Annotated in this window: 13 protein-coding genes; 6 read left to right on the forward strand and 7 right to left on the reverse strand. The window is 40.1% G+C overall.

Annotated elements, in window-relative coordinates:
- Positions 1-87: 87 nt before the first annotated feature.
- From ACUXV0_RS00220 to ACUXV0_RS00245, 6 genes are all read right to left on the reverse strand, one after another.
- On the reverse strand, positions 88-1,266 hold the full coding sequence (locus ACUXV0_RS00220) for a chorismate-binding protein (protein ID WP_446191039.1): 1,179 nt from the start codon (positions 1,264-1,266) through the stop codon (positions 88-90).
- On the reverse strand, positions 1,266-1,706 hold the full coding sequence (locus ACUXV0_RS00225; protein ID WP_446191040.1) for a cytochrome c maturation protein CcmE domain-containing protein: 441 nt from the start codon (positions 1,704-1,706) through the stop codon (positions 1,266-1,268). The genes ACUXV0_RS00220 and ACUXV0_RS00225 overlap by 1 nt, the downstream gene beginning before the upstream one ends.
- A 1-nt stretch (position 1,707) precedes the next feature.
- Positions 1,708-1,884 carry a CcmD family protein gene (locus tag ACUXV0_RS00230; protein WP_446191041.1) on the reverse strand — a complete coding sequence of 59 codons (177 nt, stop codon included), beginning with the start codon at positions 1,882-1,884 and terminating at the stop codon, positions 1,708-1,710.
- Positions 1,884-2,552, reverse strand: coding sequence for a cytochrome c biogenesis protein CcsA (ccsA, locus tag ACUXV0_RS00235; protein WP_446191042.1), 669 nt, complete (start codon positions 2,550-2,552; stop codon positions 1,884-1,886). Before ccsA ends, ACUXV0_RS00230 begins: the two co-directional genes overlap by 1 nt.
- Before the next feature lie 15 nt (positions 2,553-2,567).
- Positions 2,568-3,230, reverse strand: coding sequence for a heme exporter protein CcmB (locus tag ACUXV0_RS00240; protein WP_446191043.1), 663 nt, complete (start codon positions 3,228-3,230; stop codon positions 2,568-2,570).
- Positions 3,231-3,339: 109 nt separating this feature from the next.
- Positions 3,340-4,161 (reverse strand): 3-keto-disaccharide hydrolase, encoded by an 822-nt coding sequence (locus tag ACUXV0_RS00245; protein WP_446191044.1) that lies wholly within the window; start codon positions 4,159-4,161, stop codon positions 3,340-3,342.
- A gap of 204 nt (positions 4,162-4,365) precedes the next feature.
- Here ACUXV0_RS00245 and ACUXV0_RS00250 point away from each other — a divergent pair, with 204 nt between their 5' ends.
- The 5 genes from ACUXV0_RS00250 (at position 4,366) to ACUXV0_RS00270 (ending at position 15,947) form a co-directional block, all read left to right on the forward strand.
- Positions 4,366-7,605: a SusC/RagA family TonB-linked outer membrane protein gene (locus tag ACUXV0_RS00250; RefSeq protein ID WP_446191045.1), complete on the forward strand. Its 3,240-nt coding sequence runs from the start codon at positions 4,366-4,368 to the stop codon at positions 7,603-7,605.
- 20 nt (positions 7,606-7,625) lie between these two features.
- Complete coding sequence (locus ACUXV0_RS00255; RefSeq protein ID WP_446191046.1) at positions 7,626-9,503, forward strand: RagB/SusD family nutrient uptake outer membrane protein; 1,878 nt, start codon at positions 7,626-7,628, stop codon at positions 9,501-9,503.
- A 75-nt stretch (positions 9,504-9,578) separates the two neighbouring features.
- Entirely contained in the window at positions 9,579-12,899 is a 3,321-nt protein-coding gene (locus ACUXV0_RS00260; RefSeq protein ID WP_446191047.1) for a VCBS repeat-containing protein, read from the forward strand.
- Between the two features lie 10 nt (positions 12,900-12,909).
- Positions 12,910-14,241 (forward strand): vanadium-dependent haloperoxidase, encoded by a 1,332-nt coding sequence (locus tag ACUXV0_RS00265; protein WP_446191048.1) that lies wholly within the window; start codon positions 12,910-12,912, stop codon positions 14,239-14,241.
- Complete coding sequence (locus ACUXV0_RS00270) at positions 14,229-15,947, forward strand: CRTAC1 family protein (protein WP_446191049.1); 1,719 nt, start codon at positions 14,229-14,231, stop codon at positions 15,945-15,947. Before ACUXV0_RS00265 ends, ACUXV0_RS00270 begins: the two co-directional genes overlap by 13 nt.
- Here the strand turns inward: ACUXV0_RS00270 and ACUXV0_RS00275 are convergent.
- Positions 15,937-16,944: a LacI family DNA-binding transcriptional regulator gene (locus tag ACUXV0_RS00275; RefSeq protein ID WP_446191050.1), complete on the reverse strand. Its 1,008-nt coding sequence runs from the start codon at positions 16,942-16,944 to the stop codon at positions 15,937-15,939. The genes ACUXV0_RS00270 and ACUXV0_RS00275 overlap by 11 nt on opposite strands.
- Before the next feature lie 367 nt (positions 16,945-17,311).
- On the opposite strand from ACUXV0_RS00275, the gene ACUXV0_RS00280 reads away from it, so the two are divergent.
- On the forward strand, positions 17,312-18,466 hold the full coding sequence (locus ACUXV0_RS00280) for a galactokinase (RefSeq protein ID WP_446191051.1): 1,155 nt from the start codon (positions 17,312-17,314) through the stop codon (positions 18,464-18,466).
- The last annotated feature ends 13 nt before the right edge of the window (positions 18,467-18,479 follow it).

The following is an 18,479-nucleotide window of genomic DNA, read 5'->3' on the forward strand; positions in this document are numbered from 1 at the left end:
GCTTTTCCTGTTTGTTTGTTGGAATAATATTACAAAAAAAAATCGAAAAATGAAGACTTTCTTGATGAATGGCGATTTTGACAGGACTTAAGCCAGGATTGTTTTCAGCTTCATTTCTGTCTCATTCCACTCTTTTTCGGGGTTGGAGTCTGCCGTAATACCGCAGCCTGCATAGAGCTGAATGGAGCCTTCTGAGATACAAAGGCTTCTTAGATTGACATATAAATTCGTCTTTTGTTGGACATTGACAGGTCCAAGGTAACCACTATACATGCCTCTGTTGTAGGGTTCATTTTCAAGGATGAATTGCTGTGCGATATCCTTGGGCATTCCACAGACAGCAGAAGTGGGGTGGAGTAGATCTAGCATAACAGAGCTCATCTGACTGAAGTTAATACGCTCTGTATCTACTTTAAATCTCGTTTGTAAATGAAGAAGATTGCCGGCCTGAACCGTTCTCGGCCCTATTTCTTCAAACTCTCTTACACGGATCTTTTTAAAACAGTTGATAATGTATCTGCTGACAAGGGCTTGCTCTTCTATCTCTTTTTGAGACCAAAGTGCTTCCGGGCAGGATATTGATTTGCCATTAGCATCAAAGGCCGATTGTGTGCCCGCCAACGCCATAGTTTCAAAAGTGCCAAATTCATTCTGCGAAACGAGTGTTTCTGGCGAAGCACCGATCCATGTTTGTGATTGCTGAGGTAGATAAACTAAAGAGCAGAAAAGTGAAGGATACTTTTCGGTAATCTTTTGAAAATGCTGAATTCCGTCAAAACCCTCGGGCAATTTGACTTCCTTTTTTCTGGACAAAACCACTTTCAGGAAGTCTTCTTCTTCTTCTTTTATTTTATTGATAGCGTGTCTGACCAGACTTTCAAACGCTTCTTTTTCCTGAGGGTCTGAAAAAATGGCCAAAGGCTCAATCTTCTCATTAGTGATTCTTGATTGCCCGCCGCCTTGGAGTTGGGTTTTAAAGAAATGAAGAGCTTTGTCAGGTAATTGTTCTTCTAATGAGTTTATCTCAAAATGTAAATCTGCTTCAATAAAATAAGAAGGCTGATCATCTCTGAAAGGAGCCATCAGAAAACCCTCCGGGAGTTCATCCAGATCATTTTTTTTGATTTTTTGCTCTTCTTTGAGAGAAACCAAAATATGGATCTGCTTTTCTGAAGGGCTTCGCCACAAGGCAAAAGATAATTCACCAGTACTTAATTCTTGAAGTACAGAAGCTGTAGTTAAACCTTTTGTTTGTGTGATGATCATTAATCGATTTTCATTGCTGTTTGTTCCACCTCTAAGCCTTCATTATTGTACTTTGAAGGGCATTTCAGGAGTATTTGATCAGCTTCAAAATATTGCTGGTCAAGGTTCATAGAACCTACAACTACCACTTTCTCAGATCGCTCAAGATCCTGAGGTTTTGGTTTGTTAAAGACTACTTTTGATTCATTTTGCAATGAGTCAATCATCATGAACTCAAATCTGTTTGGATTAATAGAAGGCTCGTATACCATTCCCATGATATTTCCTTGTCCATCTTTTTTGAGCTCTCCCACTACGTGAACATCATTTGTGTTGCCGCCTTCAGCCAGCTTTTTGGCTGCTCCAAAATCTGAATAGGTGCTAGCATCTCCAACAGTAGATATGATCATGGCCACCGCTACCGCAATAACCACTAAAGCTATGATATGAGACTTCTTCATTTTATTCTTTTTCGAGTTTGCTTACTCTTCTATCTAACAAAAACAAGTAGATCAAAATTCCGAGAGTTACTACAGAAATTACAGAAACCACTACCCAGAATTTTCCATCTTGTCTTAGGCCATCGGCCATTTCGACCTCCGATTGGGCTAAAAGAGCCAGAATGATGTTTAAAAACATTATTTGTTAAATTTATTGTATTCTAATTTGATGATTCTCGCTTTCAGGCTGGCTATCCAGATACCAACGAGTATCCAACCGATAACTGCAGGATAAAATACCATTCTCATCTGGCTATCCATATCGTATTTGCCAAAGGCAGGATTACCCCCATTTCCCGGATGTAAGGAGTCTGTGATGCGAGGCAAAATCCAGACAAGAGGCATAAATGCCGCAAATGCGAAAATATTGTAAACGGCAGATAGTCTACCTTTTTTTTGCTCATCTTCAAAAGAGCCCCTGAGAATGAAGTATGCTGCATAAATCAATAAACCCACTTCAACGGCGATTAACTTAGGATCAGCCGGAAGGGCAGAACCCCAGGTAAATTTACCCCAGATGGCTCCGGTGATAAAACCAATTGCACCCATATAAAATGCAGTACTGGCAAAAGCCAAGGCTTGCTGATCTTTTATAATGTCGCCACCTCTGAGGTACTGGATGGATCTCCATACAGAGATAGTCATCAGAATCATCATGGCAAACCACATAGGCACATGGAAGTACACATTTCTGATGGTTTCATTGAGGATAGGTTGTCTTGGCACATCACCCACCAAACCCATAAATGAGACGTAAACCAGAATTACGGCTCCCAAGATTTTCCACCAGCTATTTTTTACTGTCATTATCGTATTTTCTATTTAGCTTCTCCATAAAAATGGAAATAAAATATAGCTCAAAGCTATCACTATGATATCTAAGCCGAGCAAAGTTAATATTTCATCTCTGCTCACACTAAAGGCGAGGCCATCCATTGCATTTTTTGAAAGTCTCATAAGCATTAAGAGCATCGGTATGATGATCGGGAAACTCAAAAGAGCCATAATGGACGAGCTGTTTTCAGCTTTCGCTGCAATTCCAGAAATCAATGTAAGCGTGCCTGCAAAGCCCAAAGCACCTAAAACAACAGAGCCTACGTACAGGGGCATGTCCTGAACCGGGTTACCCAGAAAGGCCAGATAAATTCCAAAGCCAATAATGGCGAGAAATAGCATTAAAAGTACATTATATATCAGCTTTGAGAGGATTATCGCCTCCGGACTTGCCAAAGTATAATAGTACAACTGCCTGTTCTGATTCTCTTGAGTAAAACTCTTAGAAATGGCATTAATAGCCGTGAAAAGAATGATGATCCAGAAAAGCGTATTCCATACAATAGGACCTAGCTCATTTGACTTAATTCTGAAGCTTAAATAACAAATGAAAACTGTAGATACGAGGTAGAGGATCATGCCATTGAAGGCGTATTTATTTCTCCACTCCAGTGTCAGGTCTTTCTTTAATAAAGCCAGAATTTCTTTCATAAACAGCACCCAGCTTTCGGATGGTGGGCAAAGTTACACCCAAAAAGCTTTTTGTGTATGGCAAATACCATAATTCTCCAGCTACAGAGAATGATATTTGTCACATTAGCTATTCGCTCTTCTTAAACTTTTCGCTTAAGTCTAAAAGTTTGATGTTTCTAAACCATACTGGATGACCCTCAGCTTGCAGGGCAATATAACCTTCTTTCAGTGGCATTCCCTTATTGTCTTTAAACCATTGTCTATCTTTTACCCAGTCGGTTTGGTCCTCTTCATTTTCCCAGCCGCCTATTTGAGGGTTTTGGTAGGTCAATACTGTGTCACCTTCTACTACATGATGAACTATGGAGTCACCCAATACGATGGCTTCCACGCTCACCCATTCATCCCCAAAAGTAGGTCCATCAGAATACATCATATGGTCTGTCCATAGTTTTCCGTCTTTAACCACATGGGTGCCCGGGCTCGCAAGGTTACCCGTTGCTCTGTCTGAAGAATCAATTCTGGAGAGGAATTGCATTTCAATAGAAGCAGGAAAGCCTTGATCAAGTTGTTGACTCGCCGCTGATTGCGAGTGCAGCATGACTCCACTGTTTGCTTCGGCATAATACGGGCTGCCCGGAGTTAGTTCTCCAAAAATCCTGTATTCCATTTTTAGGCGATAATGCGAAAAAGGTTTGTGGTAGTATAAGTGTCCGTAATCATTCGTGAATGTATCGTATTCAGCATAGTTAACCTTAATGATACTGTCTTCTACCAGAAAAGTATTTTTGTAATTATCATTCAGTTCATAGCCTGAAATTTTGATATCCCAGCCGGTAAGATCCTTCCCGTTAAATAGATCTATCCATTGGTCTTCTTCTTTCTGAGTACAAGCTGAAATAGAGAAGATTAGAGTAGATAAAATAAGTAATAGTTTAGCAATTTTCATAGTTAAGAAATGGTTTACGTATATGGTTAACGTTAAGTCTTGAATTTCAGCGAAATGTGAAAAGTTAGCGGCGAATATCACAAAAAGTGTTGAAAATATATTCAATAAGTACAGTATTACACGGTTATATTCCTAAATTTGCCGCAACCTATTACTACCTAGACGGCCTGCAAGAAAGTATAATCACCTTAAACTATTTGTTGTATGACAAAAAGATCTACTTTTTGGAAAGTAGGCAAAGGTATACTTCAATTTTCTGGCAGGAATTCATTTTCTAAAAGTGTATTGACAGTACTTTGTCTAATGCTGTTTGCTCTGCATGTCAATGCTGCCCAGCAGGTTTCCGGTACTGTAACAGATGAAACTGGCATGGGAATGCCTGGTGTAAACGTTACAGAGAAAGGAACCACTAATGGAGCTGTCACTGACGTAGATGGGAAGTATTCTTTAACTGTATCCAGTGCTAATTCAGTTCTGGTATTCTCATTTGTGGGTTACGAAGGTCAGGAAGTGACTGTAGGATCCCAATCTGTAATTAATGTGGCCTTAGGACCAGACTCAGGTACCCTTGAAGAAGTGGTAGTAGTTGGTTACGGTACACAGAAAAAAGTAACTGTAACCGGTGCGGTGACCGCTATCAAAGGTGCTGAGATTGTAAAATCTCCTGCTGTTGATATGTCAAACTCGCTTGCTGGTCGTCTGCCAGGTTTGGTAGTGATTCAGACAAGTGGTGAGCCTGGTTATGATGGAGCTTCTGTTTCTATTAGAGGTACTAACACCTTGGGGAACAGTAGCCCGCTAATCGTAATTGATGGTATTCCTGACAGAGACGGAGGTCTTGGGAGATTAAATCCGAAAGACATTGAGTCAGTTTCAGTCCTGAAAGATGCCTCGGCTGCTATTTATGGTGCCAGAGCTGCCAACGGTGCTATCCTGATTACCACCAAAAGAGGTAAGTCTGGTAAGCCAACCATCTCTTACGACTTTAATCAAGGTTTTGCTCAGCCGGGTACTATTCCTCAAATGTCAAATGCTTATGAGTACATGAGCATTATGAATGAGCTTCCAATTTACAAAACTGTACCAGTAGATGAGTGGGGGGCTGCTTGGGAGTCAATTCAGGCAACTGGAGAGTACGATTCGCCAACTGAAGGTGTAGCTACTATCAACTCAAGATATCCGTCTGATTTGGTAGAAAGATATCGTACTGGTAATAGCGATCCTTGGTTCTACCCTGATACTGACTGGTATGATGATACTTTCAGAGACTGGGCTCCTCAAGGAAGACATAACCTACAAATAAGTGGTGGTGCTGAGAAAATCAGATATATGGCATCAATGGGTATAGTTAACCAGCAAGCGATCTATAATAACTCAGCAACTAAGTACAATCAGTATAACTTCAGAACTAACCTTGATGCTAACATCAATAAGTACATCAATACCAGTTTAGGAGTTTTGGTAAGAAGAGAAGCGAGAACTTTCCCAACGGTAGGTTCAGGAGCTATCTTCAGAATGCTAATGCGTGGTCGTCCTAACGAGCCTGCCGTATGGCCAAATGGTCTTCCGGGTCCTGATATTGAAAATGGTCAAAACCCTTATACGGTGACTACAAATGCCACAGGTTATGTGGATGATCCTACCGATTATACACAAGCTCAGGGAGCAATCAACATCACCAACCCTTGGATTGATGGTTTGAAATTAACTTTATCAGGTGCTATTGATAAGAAAAACAGAATAACAAAGACTTTTGAAACTCCATGGAAATTATGGAAATGGGATGGTGAAACTGTAGGTGCGGATGGTCTTCCTGTTCTTGAAGGAGCTACCAGATCAAACTTTACAGATCCTCGTCTTCGTCAGCGTTATGAGTCTGTTTTAAATACCAATGCTACCGCTATGTTAAGCTATGATAAATCGCTTCAAGGCGGTATTCATAACCTAAACTTCTTAGCTGGTGTAACTCGTGAGACTTTTGAAGGGGAAAACTTTGAGGCTTACAGAAGAAACTATATTTCTTCGGCCATCGATCAGCTTTTTGCTGGTGGTACTGAAGGACAACAAACGGGAGGTTCTGCCTACGAGAGAGCTCGTCTAGGTTATTATGGTCGTGCCCAGTATAACTATAAAGAAAAATACCTTGCAGAGTTTATCTGGAGATATGATGGTTCATACATCTTCCCTGAAGCTGATAGATTCGGTTTCTTCCCTGGGGTACTTCTTGGATATAACATCTCTGAAGAAGATTTCTTTAATGTTAGTGGTGTAGACTTCTTAAAACTAAGAGGGTCTTACGGTCAAATGGGTAATGATCAGGTGTTCTATAATGATGAACTTCAAGAGTACGCTTATTTATCTACATATGGCTTTGGTCAATACCCGATCAATAATGTTGTAGTTAATACTTTGACAGAAACAAGACTTGCTAACCCAAGCTTTACATGGGAGAGAGCTAACAACTTAAATATTGGTTTAGATGCAGGATTCTTCAATAATAAAGTAGACTTAACTTTAGAGTACTTCCTGAATAAAAGAGATCAGATTTTGATTCAGAAAACAGGTTCTACGCCTGCTTCCTCTGGTATCAGTTCTCTTCTTCCTCCTGTTAATGCGGGTCAGGTTGAAAACAAAGGTTTTGAATTTGCACTGGGCTATAATGGTAGCACTAAGAGAGACCTTCGTTTTAGAGCTGGCGTGAATGGTGGTTTTGCTAAAAACAAGATCATTTTCATGGATGAGGTGCCGGGTGCTCCTGATTATCAGAGACAAGAAGGTAACCCAATCGGTGCTCCTTTGGTATACATTTCTGACGGAGTATTTAGAGATGCTGCAGAAATTGATGCGAACACACTTGATTATAGTGCTGTAACTAGTCAATTACTTCCGGGTGATATGAAGTTTGTAGATTACGATGGTAACGGAATTATCGATGGTGATGATGCTATTCGTTATGATAAGAACACTACACCTACATTTAACTTTGGTGCTACTTTAGACCTGGATTATAAGAATTTTGACTTGTCAGTCTTATTCCAGGGAGCTACGGGAGCGGTGATCAGAGTACAAACTGAGTCTGGTGACATTGGGAACTACCTGAGATATGACTACGAGAACCGTTGGTCTATTGATAACCCAAGTTCTACAAGCCCACGTCTGGCAAGTAGAGGAGACACGTATTACACTGGTGGTAACTACGGTAATAACACTTACCATTTATACAGCAAGAACTATGTTCGTTTGAAGAACATTGAACTAGGTTACACCTTACCTGCTACGCTTACAGAAAGAGTAGGACTGGGTAATGCACGTCTTTACGTGAATGGTTTGAATGTCTTTACCATTGCTGCTCAGGATGTGTTTGATCCTGAATTTAACTCAAGCAGTGGGCAGTACTACCCGCAGAGTAGAGTACTTAACACAGGTTTAAGTATTACTTTCTAATTCTAAACTGTAATGAAACAATGAAGAATATAAAACAGAAAATAGGCATAGTGATGGCGTTTGTGGCAGTGAGTTTCTCCTGTAACACAGACTTCCTGAATACACAGCCTTTAGATAAAATTTCCAGTGAAGCTACCTGGGCAGATGGTCCGTTAGCGGAAGCATTTATCTTCAATGTGTACTCTTTCTTAGGGTATGGTGGATTTGAAGAGCAGGCTTTAGCTGCTTACACTGATGAAGCAATGTTTACTCACTCGGGTAGAAATATCAATACCTTCACTGAAGGTACTGAAAGCCCGAATAACGTGGCATGGGTTTCAGGAACTTATGAGTGGGGCAATATGTACCTGGCTATTCGTCAGGCAAATACAGCCATTCAGAATCTTCCTGATGCTACTTTTGATGATCAAGGTTTGAAAGATCGTCTATTAGGAGAAGCTCATTTCTTGAGAGCTTATTACTACCAGCAGTTGGTAAGATTCTATGGTGGTGTTCCTTTAATTGACAGACCTTATGGTCTTGATGAGGACTATAATGTAGCCAGAAGCACTTATGAAGAGTGTGTTAACTTTATTGTGAGTGACTTAGATAAAGCTGCTGGCTTGCTTGATGGTAAATCAAGAATACCAGGTAGAGCTTCTAAACTTGCGGCTATGGCTCTTAAAGCGAGAGTTCTTCTTTATGCTGCCAGTGACTTGCATGATGCAGGTATTGCTCAGAGCAAATCTTCTACGCTTGCCGGCTATTCTGATATCGCCCTTGTAGCTTACACTTCAGGCGATCAGACATCAAGATATGCTGCGGCTAAAGATGCTGCTAAAGCTGTTTTAGACCAAATGCCAGGTTATAAGCTTGACTTAAACTCTCCTGTTTCTGCTGAAGAAGGAAGATCAAACTATAAGTCAATAGCTATGGGTGGTCGTTCGGCTATCGGAGATCCTGCTGCAGAAGCAGAATTGATTTTTGAAAGAACGCATACGCCGCTTTATACGCAAGAAGACGCGTGGCCATTAGGTGGTATCCACTATGGTATCAATAACGGACCAAACGGATACCATAACTGGGCTGGTAATACGCCTATTCAACAGCTGGTTGATGATTACGAAATGATGGATGGTTCTTCGTTTGATTGGAACAATAGCGAGCATGCTTCTGCTCCTTATGACAACAGAGATCCTCGTTTCTACGCTACCGTACTATATGATGGTGCTACCTGGAAGCCAAGACCGGCTGATGTGGCTCCGCTTGATCCTTACGATCAAATTCAAACCGGATTCTACGATGATGGTAACGGTGGTGTAATTAATGGTATTGATACCCGTAAGTCTGTAATTGAAGACTGGAACGGAACGCGTACACATTACTATACGCATAAGTTTATCGATGCAGATCCTGCAATTGCTGATAACCAGTCTAATGCACAGGTGATTCCTTGGCCTTTTATCAGGGTAACTGAAATGGCTCTTTCTTATGCTGAAGCAGCCTTTAAAACAGGTGATGAAGAATCAGCCAGAGCATGGCTGAATAAAGTAAGATATAGAGCAGGTATGCCTGCGGTTAATGATACAGGAGCTGACTTATGGGCTCGTATTATTAACGAAAGACGTGTTGAATTGGTCTATGAAGAGCATCGCTACCATGATGCCAGACGTTGGATGATTGCTCCGGAAACACTAGGTAGAGGTATCAAAGGAATTGATATCAGAGCCAAGTTGAAGTCTGGGGCGACAGCTCACTCACCATACAAGTATGATCCTGAAGTGTATGATTATACATACAGTGTGGTAGATGAGACAACCAACGAAACCCGTACATGGGATGATAAAATGTACTACAGAGTTCTGTCGAGAGCTGAAGTGAACAGAAATGAACTATTAGTTCAAAACCCTGGATACTAGTACATTACAAAATATCAAATAATTGAAAAATCTATCCCTGAAAATTGGGATAGATTTTTTTACTTTTAACTCCAGATGTCAAGACCCAAACTAACTGTAGGAAAACTCTTCATACTGCTATTTATAGCACTATTTTTTTCTTGTGACAGGAATGAAAATCAGACTAATGAATTAACTGGTAGTGATGCCGGTTTATTTACGCTACATTACCCCACACGAACAAACATTAACTTTCAAAATACCCTCACCGAAGGCCTGAATACAAATATTCTGATGTATGAATATTTTTATAATGGTGGGGGAGTAGCCGCTGCAGATTTCAATGGAGATGGACTGGATGATCTCTATTTTACATCAAATATGGGAGAGAATAAACTCTATCAGAATAATGGCGATTTTAGGTTTCAGGACATCACGGGAATATCAGGTGCTGCAGGAAGGTCAGGACCCTGGAAAACGGGCGTATCCGTTGTAGATATTAATGCCGATGGTAAGCAAGATATTTACTTGTGTTACTCCGGGGCATTGCCGCCAGCAAAAAGACAAAACCAGCTGTTTATAAATCAAGGGAATAACGAACATGGTTTCCCGACTTTTAAAGAGGAAGCAGAGGCCTATGGTCTGGCAAGTACCGCTTTTTCAAATCAGGCTTATTTTTTTGATGCCGATATAGATGGTGATGTGGATATGCTTTTGCTTAATCATAATCCTAAAAATCTGCCATTACTCAATGAAGCAGGCACTAGACAATTGATGGCTAAGGATGACCCTGAAAAAGGGCTCCGTTATTTTGAAAATAATAATGGTCATTTTACAGATAAAACAACTCAAAGTGGAATCAACGGATCGGCACTTAGCTATGGCTTAGGTCTTGGTATCTCTGATTTTAATGAAGATGGTTTGCCAGATTTCTATGTCTCTAACGACTATTCTGTACCTGACTATTTATATATCAGTAAAGGTGAAGGGAAGTTCAAGAACTCATTAGCTGAGAGTGTCAATTACACGAGTCTATTCTCAATGGGGAATGATGTGGCTGATTATAATAATGATGGACTTGTAGACATTTTCACACTGGATATGCTGCCAGAAGATAATCGCAGACAGAAGCTTCTTCTTGCCCCTGATCAGTGGAATAAATTTGACTTAAATGTACGGTCAGGGTTCTATTACCAGTACATGCGTAATATGCTGCAGCAAAATAATGGAGACGGTACCTTTAGTGAAGTAGGGCAGCAGATGAATGTTTCTAATACGGACTGGAGTTGGTCTGCTTTATTGGCAGATTTTGATAATGATGGTCAGAAAGATCTGCATATCACGAATGGCTATTTCAGAGATTATACAAATCTTGATTTTATCAAGTATATGGATGATTTCGTTCAGGAGAAAGGTAGGCTGAAGCGTGAGGATGTTTTAGAGATTATTAAAAAAATGCCTTCTTCAAATGTCAATAACTATGTTTTTAAAGGGAATGGAACTCAAGGGTTTAAGGATGTATCTCAAAGCTGGGGTTTGAAAGAGTCTGCTAATAGCAATGGAGCTGTTTATTCTGATCTGGATAATGATGGTGATCTGGATTTGGTGGTCAATAATATCAATAAAGCAGCATTTGTTTTTGAGAATAAAGCCGAGTCAAAGTATTTGAAACTAAAGCTTAAGGGTTCAGAACTAAATCCTGATGGTTTAGGTGCAAAAATTGAGATAAGGTATCATGATATTACTCAAAAACTAGAGCAAAATCCTTACCGAGGATACCTTTCAGCTGTCACTAAAGTTTTGCATTTTGGCTTAGGAGACACGGATCAGATTGATGAATTAAAAGTAGTTTGGCCAGATGGCAAAATTCAAAGGCTCACGAATATCAAGGCAAATCAACAATTGACACTTGATTATCAAAATGCCTCAGAGCCTGGTGAAAAGCAGATGTTGGATTCGCCATTATTTGTTGACCAAAAAACCTTACCGTTTACACATAAGTCTAGAGTAGCCCGTGATTATGACAGACAGTCACTTTTGATACATGGGTTATCTTTTGAAGGTCCTGCTTTGGCAAAGGCAGATGTCAATGGCGATGGCCTAGAAGATGTTTTTGTAGGGGGTGATGCCGTGCAAACATCACAATTACTCCTACAAACCACAAACGGTACTTTTAAGCCTTCAAAGAACGACTTTTCAATAGATGCGGCTTCTACTGACACCAAGGCTCTGTTTGCTGATTTTAATGCTGATGGTTATCAGGATCTTTATGTTTGCAGTGGGGGGTATCATGATTTTAAAGAAAACGATACTCGTCTTCAAGATAGAATCTATCTGAATGATGGTAAAGGAGGTTTTACCAAGTCAGATGGGCTACCGGAAATGTTCACTTCAACTGCCACAGTCAGTGCTGCCGACTTGAATGGCGATGGGGCTCAGGATCTTTTCGTAGGAGGAAGAAACGTTCCGGGCAAATATCCTACTATCCCAAGATCATACGTACTAATAAATGACGGCACCGGGAAATTCACTGACAAAACTTTAGACTTTAGTAAAGAGCTGGGGTTTATTGGTATGGTAAGCTCATCTTCTTTTACAGATCTTGATAAAGATGATACTCCTGAGCTGATATTGGCCGGAGAATGGATGCCATTGACCATTTTCAAATTAATCGATAGAAAGCTAGAAAACAGAACTTCCGAATATATTGGTACATCGCCAAATGGATGGTGGAATACCTTAAAACTAGCTGACCTAAATAAAGATGGAAGACCTGATATCATTGCTGGTAATATGGGCTTAAATACCCAGTTTAAAGCCTCCGAAAATGAGCCATTGGAGTTATTCGCAGATGATTATGATGGAAATGGCTCCATAGATCCTTTATTTACATTTTATATTCAAGGGAAACGATATCCTTATATCACCCGTGATGAATTGGCTAATCAGGTGCCTTCCTGGAAATCTCAATTCACTACTTTTGAGAGTTTTGCATCTGTAGGTTTGGATAAAATTTTAACCGATGGGCAAATCGAAAACTCTCAAAAACTCTCGGCATCATTTATGAAAACTGTGATTTATTTGAGTCAGGAAGATGGCACATACAAAGCTGTGGAGTTGCCTTCAGAAGTTCAGAATTCCCCTATTTATGCTATTGAGGTTTTGGATGCAGATAAAGATGGGCATCAGGACTTGATTATGATGGGAAATAATAGCCGTACCAAGCTTCGTTTTGGTAGCTTTTCCAGTAATTATGGAGTCTTTCTTAAAGGAAATTCCAAAGGCGATTTTAAGTATATTGCACAAAGTGCATCAGGTTTAAGCATCAAAGGAGACGTACGTTCTTCTCTAATTATAAATGATCAACTAATCATAGGAAGAAACGGAAAACCCCTTTTGAGATATCTATTGAAGTAAAAAGAAATAAATGAAAGGTAGGAATTTTTACCCCTTGTTCCTGTCTTGCTTAGTGGTATTAACGGCTTGTAGAAAAAGAACGCAAGAATTAACAGAACAGCAGATTGTGAGTGCCTGGGCAGATATGACTTTATATCTGACACAGTATACTCCCGCAAACTCACCCACCTATGCCTCCAGAGCTATTGGTTACAGTGGACTAACCATGTATGAGTCTGTGGTACATGGTTATCCGGAGTATCAGTCTGTACAGTCCCAACTCAATGGACTTGAAGAATTACCCAAACCGGAAACATCAAAAGATTATAATTGGCTGGCCTCATTTAACGCTGCTCAGGCTGAAATTCTGCATGGACTTTATATGCAGACCTCAGACGAGAATAAGTTGAAAATAGATTCGCTGGAAAATCATATTTACAAAAGTCTCCGTGATAATGCTGACGTGAAGGCCGTAGAGAATGGAGCCACTTTTGGAAAGAATATAGCCTTGGCTATCTACGAATGGTCTAAAACGGACGGTGGTCACCGTGCCTATTTACATAATTTTGACAAAGAACTAAAACACCCTGAGTTTCCGGGTTCTTGGAAACCGCCTTTGTATGCACAGTCGTTTAGTCATCATCCTTTACATCCTTATTGGGGAGAAAACAGGACCTTTTTAAAGAAAAATGACAACCTCAAAACGCCTAAAATGATCAGGTATAATCCTTCTAAAGGTTCGGCCTACTATAAGCAATATCTGGCTGTTTATGAGCAGGATAAAGCTTTAACTCAGGAAGATAAAGAAGTGGCCATTTGGTGGGGTGATGATCCTGATGATACTTTCACGCCGCCCGGGCATTCCTTTTACATGGCGAGTAAAGCCGTAGAGCATTATGATAAGAATCTGATTGAGTCTGCGATGACTTATGCACGAGTAGGTATGGCGGTAGCAGATGCCTTCAGAAACTGCTGGAAATGGAAATATCACTTCTTTTCTGAAAGGCCTAATACGTTTATACCCGAGTTTATTGACGAAGAATGGGAATCTTTCTGGCCAGACCCACCCTTTCCGGCATTTCCGAGTGGTCATGCTATAAATGCCGGGGCTATGGCTACAGTTCTTGAAAATTTGTATGAGCCATTCACTTTTACAGATAGTTCTCATGTAAACAGAGAAAGAGATCATGTAAGGGATGTGGACTTTAAGCCAAGGACTTTCAATTCATTTTGGGAGGCTGCCCAGGAGACTGCAGATTCCAGGTTCTACGGTGGTATTCATTGTCCTCAGGATAATGAGGTCGGTCTAGAAGAAGGTAAAAGAATAGCTCAAAACGTAAATAATCTGCAATGGAAAAAGTAGTCTTTCGCTTCGGATTCATCTTTCTATTGAGCATATCCGTGATGAAGGGCTTTGCTCAAACCAGCTTTACTGATGTTACTGAGGAAATAGGAGTAGACCACCAATTCAGAGTTTACGAGGGAATGTTTGGTGGTGGAGTATGTGTTTTTGATTTCAATAACGATGGTTTTGAAGACTTCTATATCACCGGTGGAATGAATGATGACGTATTGTATCAAAACCAACAGAATGGCACTTTTAAAAACGTTTTTGATGGAAGTGGACTGGAAGTAACAAAAGGTTTTGTAACACAAGGTGTTATATCAGCAGACTTTAATAAAGACGGTCTGCGTGATCTTTTTGTGACAACGATCAATGTCAAAGAAAACCCAAACGAAATTCCCCGGGCACATAATTTACTATTCTTAAACAGAGGTAATGGTCAGTTTACAGATGAAACAAAAGCTTACCGAATAGATCAAATAAACAGCTTCAGTACCGGAGCTTCTGCTGGTGATTTTAATGGAGATGGCTACACAGATTTGTACATAGCAAATTACTTCAATCAGTTTCAAGGAGAACTCACTGAAATCAATGATGCCACCGTAGTAGGAGCCAACCAAACCTCCAAGGGTAATTTATTACTAAATATCGACGGTGAGTATTTCAAAGATGTTTATGAAGATTATGGTTTAGATATGAAGGGTTTTGGCTTTGGAGGTCTTTTTACAGATTTTGACCGCGATGGAGATCAGGACCTCTTGGTTAGTCATGATTTTGGTTACAAGCGTACGCCTAACCTTTTGCTTCGCAATAATTTCCCTGAGGAAAGCTTTGAAAATGTTGCAAGTGAGAAAAGAATTAATCTACGCATAAACGCCATGGGCTCAGCGGCTGGAGATTTCAATAATGACGGCCTAATGGATTATTACGCCACCAATATCAAGTTCAACCAGTTGATGCAAAACCAGGGTAAAGACAAGCCCTTTAAGAAAATGCACAAACCTCTGGGAATGGCATTTGTTTCTATTAGCTGGGGTGCCAATTGGGCTGACTTTGATCATGATGGAGACCTCGATTTATTTGTAGCCAATGGTGATCTCAATCCTAATTGTACTCCAATGGCAGATTTCTATTTTGAGAATCTGGGTGGTAGATTTCAGGAGATGGCTAGAGTCAAGGGGCTAAATGATTACGGAATGGGTCGTGGTTCTGCTTTGATTGACTTGGAGAATGACGGAGATATGGACTTGATAGTGGTCAATCAAAAGCCGGTTTATAATGGTTATCCTGTGGCTTCCAGAACTAAGGTTTTCCGCAACGAAGATTCAAAAGGGCACTGGTTAAAAGTGGCTCTGAAAGGGACAAATTCTGAAGCCAATGGTTTTGGTTCTTTGATTGAGCTTAGAGCTGGCGGTAAAACATTTATCAAAGAAATAGATGGAGGAGGTTCCAGCCACATTTCTCAAAATTCGGCTATAGCACATTTTGGCCTGGGAGAAATAGAGAAAGTAGACTCACTTATTGTTTTTTGGACAGGTGCTGATCAGCAGGTAATGACCAATGTGGAGGTAGATCAGATGTTAGAAATTTCACAGCCTTTTCGTCAAAAGAGTCTGATTAAACTATGGCAAATTGGCCTTATCGGTGGTTTTCTATTCGTACTAACCAGTACCTATGCACTGCGTTTGTACCGCAAGAAAAAGGAGGCAAAAGTTAGTGAATGATTAACTCTGTATCTATTACTATTTCTTTATAGTCCACTTGTTCATTCTCATCATTTATGCAGCTGAGTAATAAATCAGCGGCTTTGTGCCCCATATCATAGGCAAACTGCTCTACCGAAGCCACAGGAGGGTTCTCGAGGTAATCTGTGATGGGTAAATTTGCAAAGCTTACAAATAAGATGTCTTTATTCGGCGAGATTCCTTTTTTACGGCAGGCAGCCATGGCATAAAGTGCAATATAATCATTGAAGGTGATGATGGCTTCTGGTCTGTCATCTAGAGCAAGAAGTTCATCTATAGCTGCTTCGGTATCTGAGCGGGTCAGATTGATAGATTTAATGTATTTAGGGCTTGTTTTAATGCCATGTTCCATGGCGGCTTCCAGATAACCATTTAGTCGTTCATCACTTACCTGTAGGTTTCCCGGGCCATTGATCAATGCAATCTTCTGTAAACCTTTCGATACCAGGAAGTGAAGAGCCTCTTTGGCTCCTCTGTTTACACTACTCCTCACTTTATGAGCATTAAAGTTTCTGGGAACTCTATCAAAAAACACCACCGGTATTCCATAGTCTTCCAGGAGTTTAAAATGACCATAATGATTGGTTTCTGCAGACACGGAAGCTATCAAACCATCTACTCTACTCATAATGAATGATTCGATCATCTTTTTTTCACGTTCCTGTTGGTCTCTGGACTGACTAATGACCACATGAAAGTTTTCTGGAATCAGTCGATCTTCTATTCCCGAGATAGTTAAGGAAAAGAATTCCTCTTTTAAAGAAGGTAAGAGGACACCAATAGTGTACGTTTTGTTTTGCTTGAGCAGCATAGCTGCTGGATTGGGCACATAGTGCAGTTTATTAGCTAATGTTTTAACTTTCTTTTTTGTTTCATTACTTATTCTGGGATGGTCTTTGAGAGCCCTGGATACAGTACTGATAGAGATTCTCAATTCATCTGCAATCGCTTTTAAGGTGGCTTTGCTTTTTGCCATGCTGACGTTAATATTAATAAATGCGAAAAAAATAAGATAAATGTGCAAACGTTTGCACATGCAAGAAATATACTTTCAAGGTATTGTGCAAACATTTGCACAATAATATATTGTACTATTACGTGAAAAAATTATACGAAGTCAAGTTTTGTCTTCTTAGATTTGTATTAGGCCAATCTCAACAAGGAGCAAGACAGTTTGTTTTGAAGTGCCTAAGCGTACTCAAATACACTTTTGTGAACTTAATGAGGTTAAAATTTAGGTAGACTGTATTAAACTATGCCGACCATGTTGGCATAGTTTTTTTGTACATTTGAGGTCCTAAATTTGTCAACTTTACAATTTTCAATTGAGCATGTAAATCCAAATGAATTCCGAACAAATTGCGGAGGCATTTCTCAAAAAGTATTCTATTGAGCCGTCACTATTGATAAAGGCTCCGGGTCGTATAAATTTAATTGGCGAACATACAGACTATAATGATGGTTTTGTATTACCTGCGGCTGTTGATAAAGCCATTTATTTCGCCCTTAGGCCCAGAGAAGATGAAGTGGTGAGGCTTTATTCTTTTGACTTAAAAGACAGTTTTGAAACTTGTTTAAATTCTATACAAAAATCATCAAAAGACTGGGCTAACTTTCTGCTGGGGGTAATTGATGAAGTAAAAAAAATAGCTCCTGAGAAACTGAAAGGGTTTGACCTGTCTTTTGGGGGTGATGTGCCCTTGGGAGCAGGAATGTCTTCATCTGCTGCTATTGAAAGCGGAATGGGTTACGCTCTAAGTACTCTTTTTGATTTAGAGTTAGACCGACTCACTTTAGCACAAATCGCTCAAAATGCTGAACATAATTTCGCCGGACTAAAGTGTGGCATCATGGATATGTATGCTTCTCTCTTCGGAAAAGAAAAGCACTTGATCCGCCTAGATTGCAGGGCTCTGGAGCATCAGTACCTTCCCTTCGATTTTGACGATGTAGATATAGTGCTTTTTAATTCAGGAGTTAAACATAACCTTGCTGATTCTGAGTACAATAAGCGAAGAGAAGAGTGCGAAGAAGGGGTAAGAGTTCTCAATCAAAAATACCCTGAAATCAATAGTCTGAGAGATGCCTCAAAGGCTCAGTTAGAAACTATAAAATCAGAAATTTCTGAAACCGTCTACAAAAGATGTTTCTATGTAATTTCTGAAACTGAGCGAATGATGGCAGCGACCGAGGCTCTGGAGAATAGTGAACTAGAAACTTTTGGTCAGCTCATGTATGAAACCCACTCGGGTCTGTCAGAGAATTATGAAGTTAGTTGTCAAGAGCTAGATCTTCTGGTGGAGGCGGTAAAAGGCCAGGATGGTGTATATGGAGCCAGAATGATGGGAGGTGGCTTTGGTGGCTGCACCATTAATGTTATTTCAAAAAAGTATACGAATGAGACTATAAAGGCGGTTCACCAGAAATTTGAAGATGTTTATGGAAGAACCCCTGAAACCTATACCGTACAAATAACAGATGGCTGTGAAGTCATCTAACTAAAATAGCTTA

Source organism: Jiulongibacter sp. NS-SX5 (assembly GCF_052828545.1).

Excerpts from the sequence above, each read along its gene's own strand:
- ccsA (WP_446191042.1), bottom strand. The coding sequence starts at position 2,552 with ATGACAGTAAAAAATAGCTGGTGGAAAATCTTGGGAGCCGTAATTCTG.
- ACUXV0_RS00250 (WP_446191045.1), top strand. The coding sequence starts at position 4,366 with ATGACAAAAAGATCTACTTTTTGGAAAGTAGGCAAAGGTATACTTCAA.
- ACUXV0_RS00230 (WP_446191041.1), bottom strand. The coding sequence starts at position 1,884 with ATGTTTTTAAACATCATTCTGGCTCTTTTAGCCCAATCGGAGGTCGAA.
- ACUXV0_RS00265 (WP_446191048.1), top strand. The coding sequence starts at position 12,910 with ATGAAAGGTAGGAATTTTTACCCCTTGTTCCTGTCTTGCTTAGTGGTA.
- ACUXV0_RS00220 (WP_446191039.1), bottom strand. The coding sequence starts at position 1,266 with ATGATCATCACACAAACAAAAGGTTTAACTACAGCTTCTGTACTTCAA.
- ACUXV0_RS00255 (WP_446191046.1), top strand. The coding sequence starts at position 7,626 with ATGAAGAATATAAAACAGAAAATAGGCATAGTGATGGCGTTTGTGGCA.
- ACUXV0_RS00280 (WP_446191051.1), top strand. The coding sequence starts at position 17,312 with ATGAATTCCGAACAAATTGCGGAGGCATTTCTCAAAAAGTATTCTATT.
- ACUXV0_RS00260 (WP_446191047.1), top strand. The coding sequence starts at position 9,579 with ATGTCAAGACCCAAACTAACTGTAGGAAAACTCTTCATACTGCTATTT.
- ACUXV0_RS00225 (WP_446191040.1), bottom strand. The coding sequence starts at position 1,706 with ATGAAGAAGTCTCATATCATAGCTTTAGTGGTTATTGCGGTAGCGGTG.
- ACUXV0_RS00270 (WP_446191049.1), top strand. The coding sequence starts at position 14,229 with ATGGAAAAAGTAGTCTTTCGCTTCGGATTCATCTTTCTATTGAGCATA.
- ACUXV0_RS00275 (WP_446191050.1), bottom strand. The coding sequence starts at position 16,944 with ATGGCAAAAAGCAAAGCCACCTTAAAAGCGATTGCAGATGAATTGAGA.
- ACUXV0_RS00240 (WP_446191043.1), bottom strand. The coding sequence starts at position 3,230 with ATGAAAGAAATTCTGGCTTTATTAAAGAAAGACCTGACACTGGAGTGG.
- ACUXV0_RS00245 (WP_446191044.1), bottom strand. The coding sequence starts at position 4,161 with ATGAAAATTGCTAAACTATTACTTATTTTATCTACTCTAATCTTCTCT.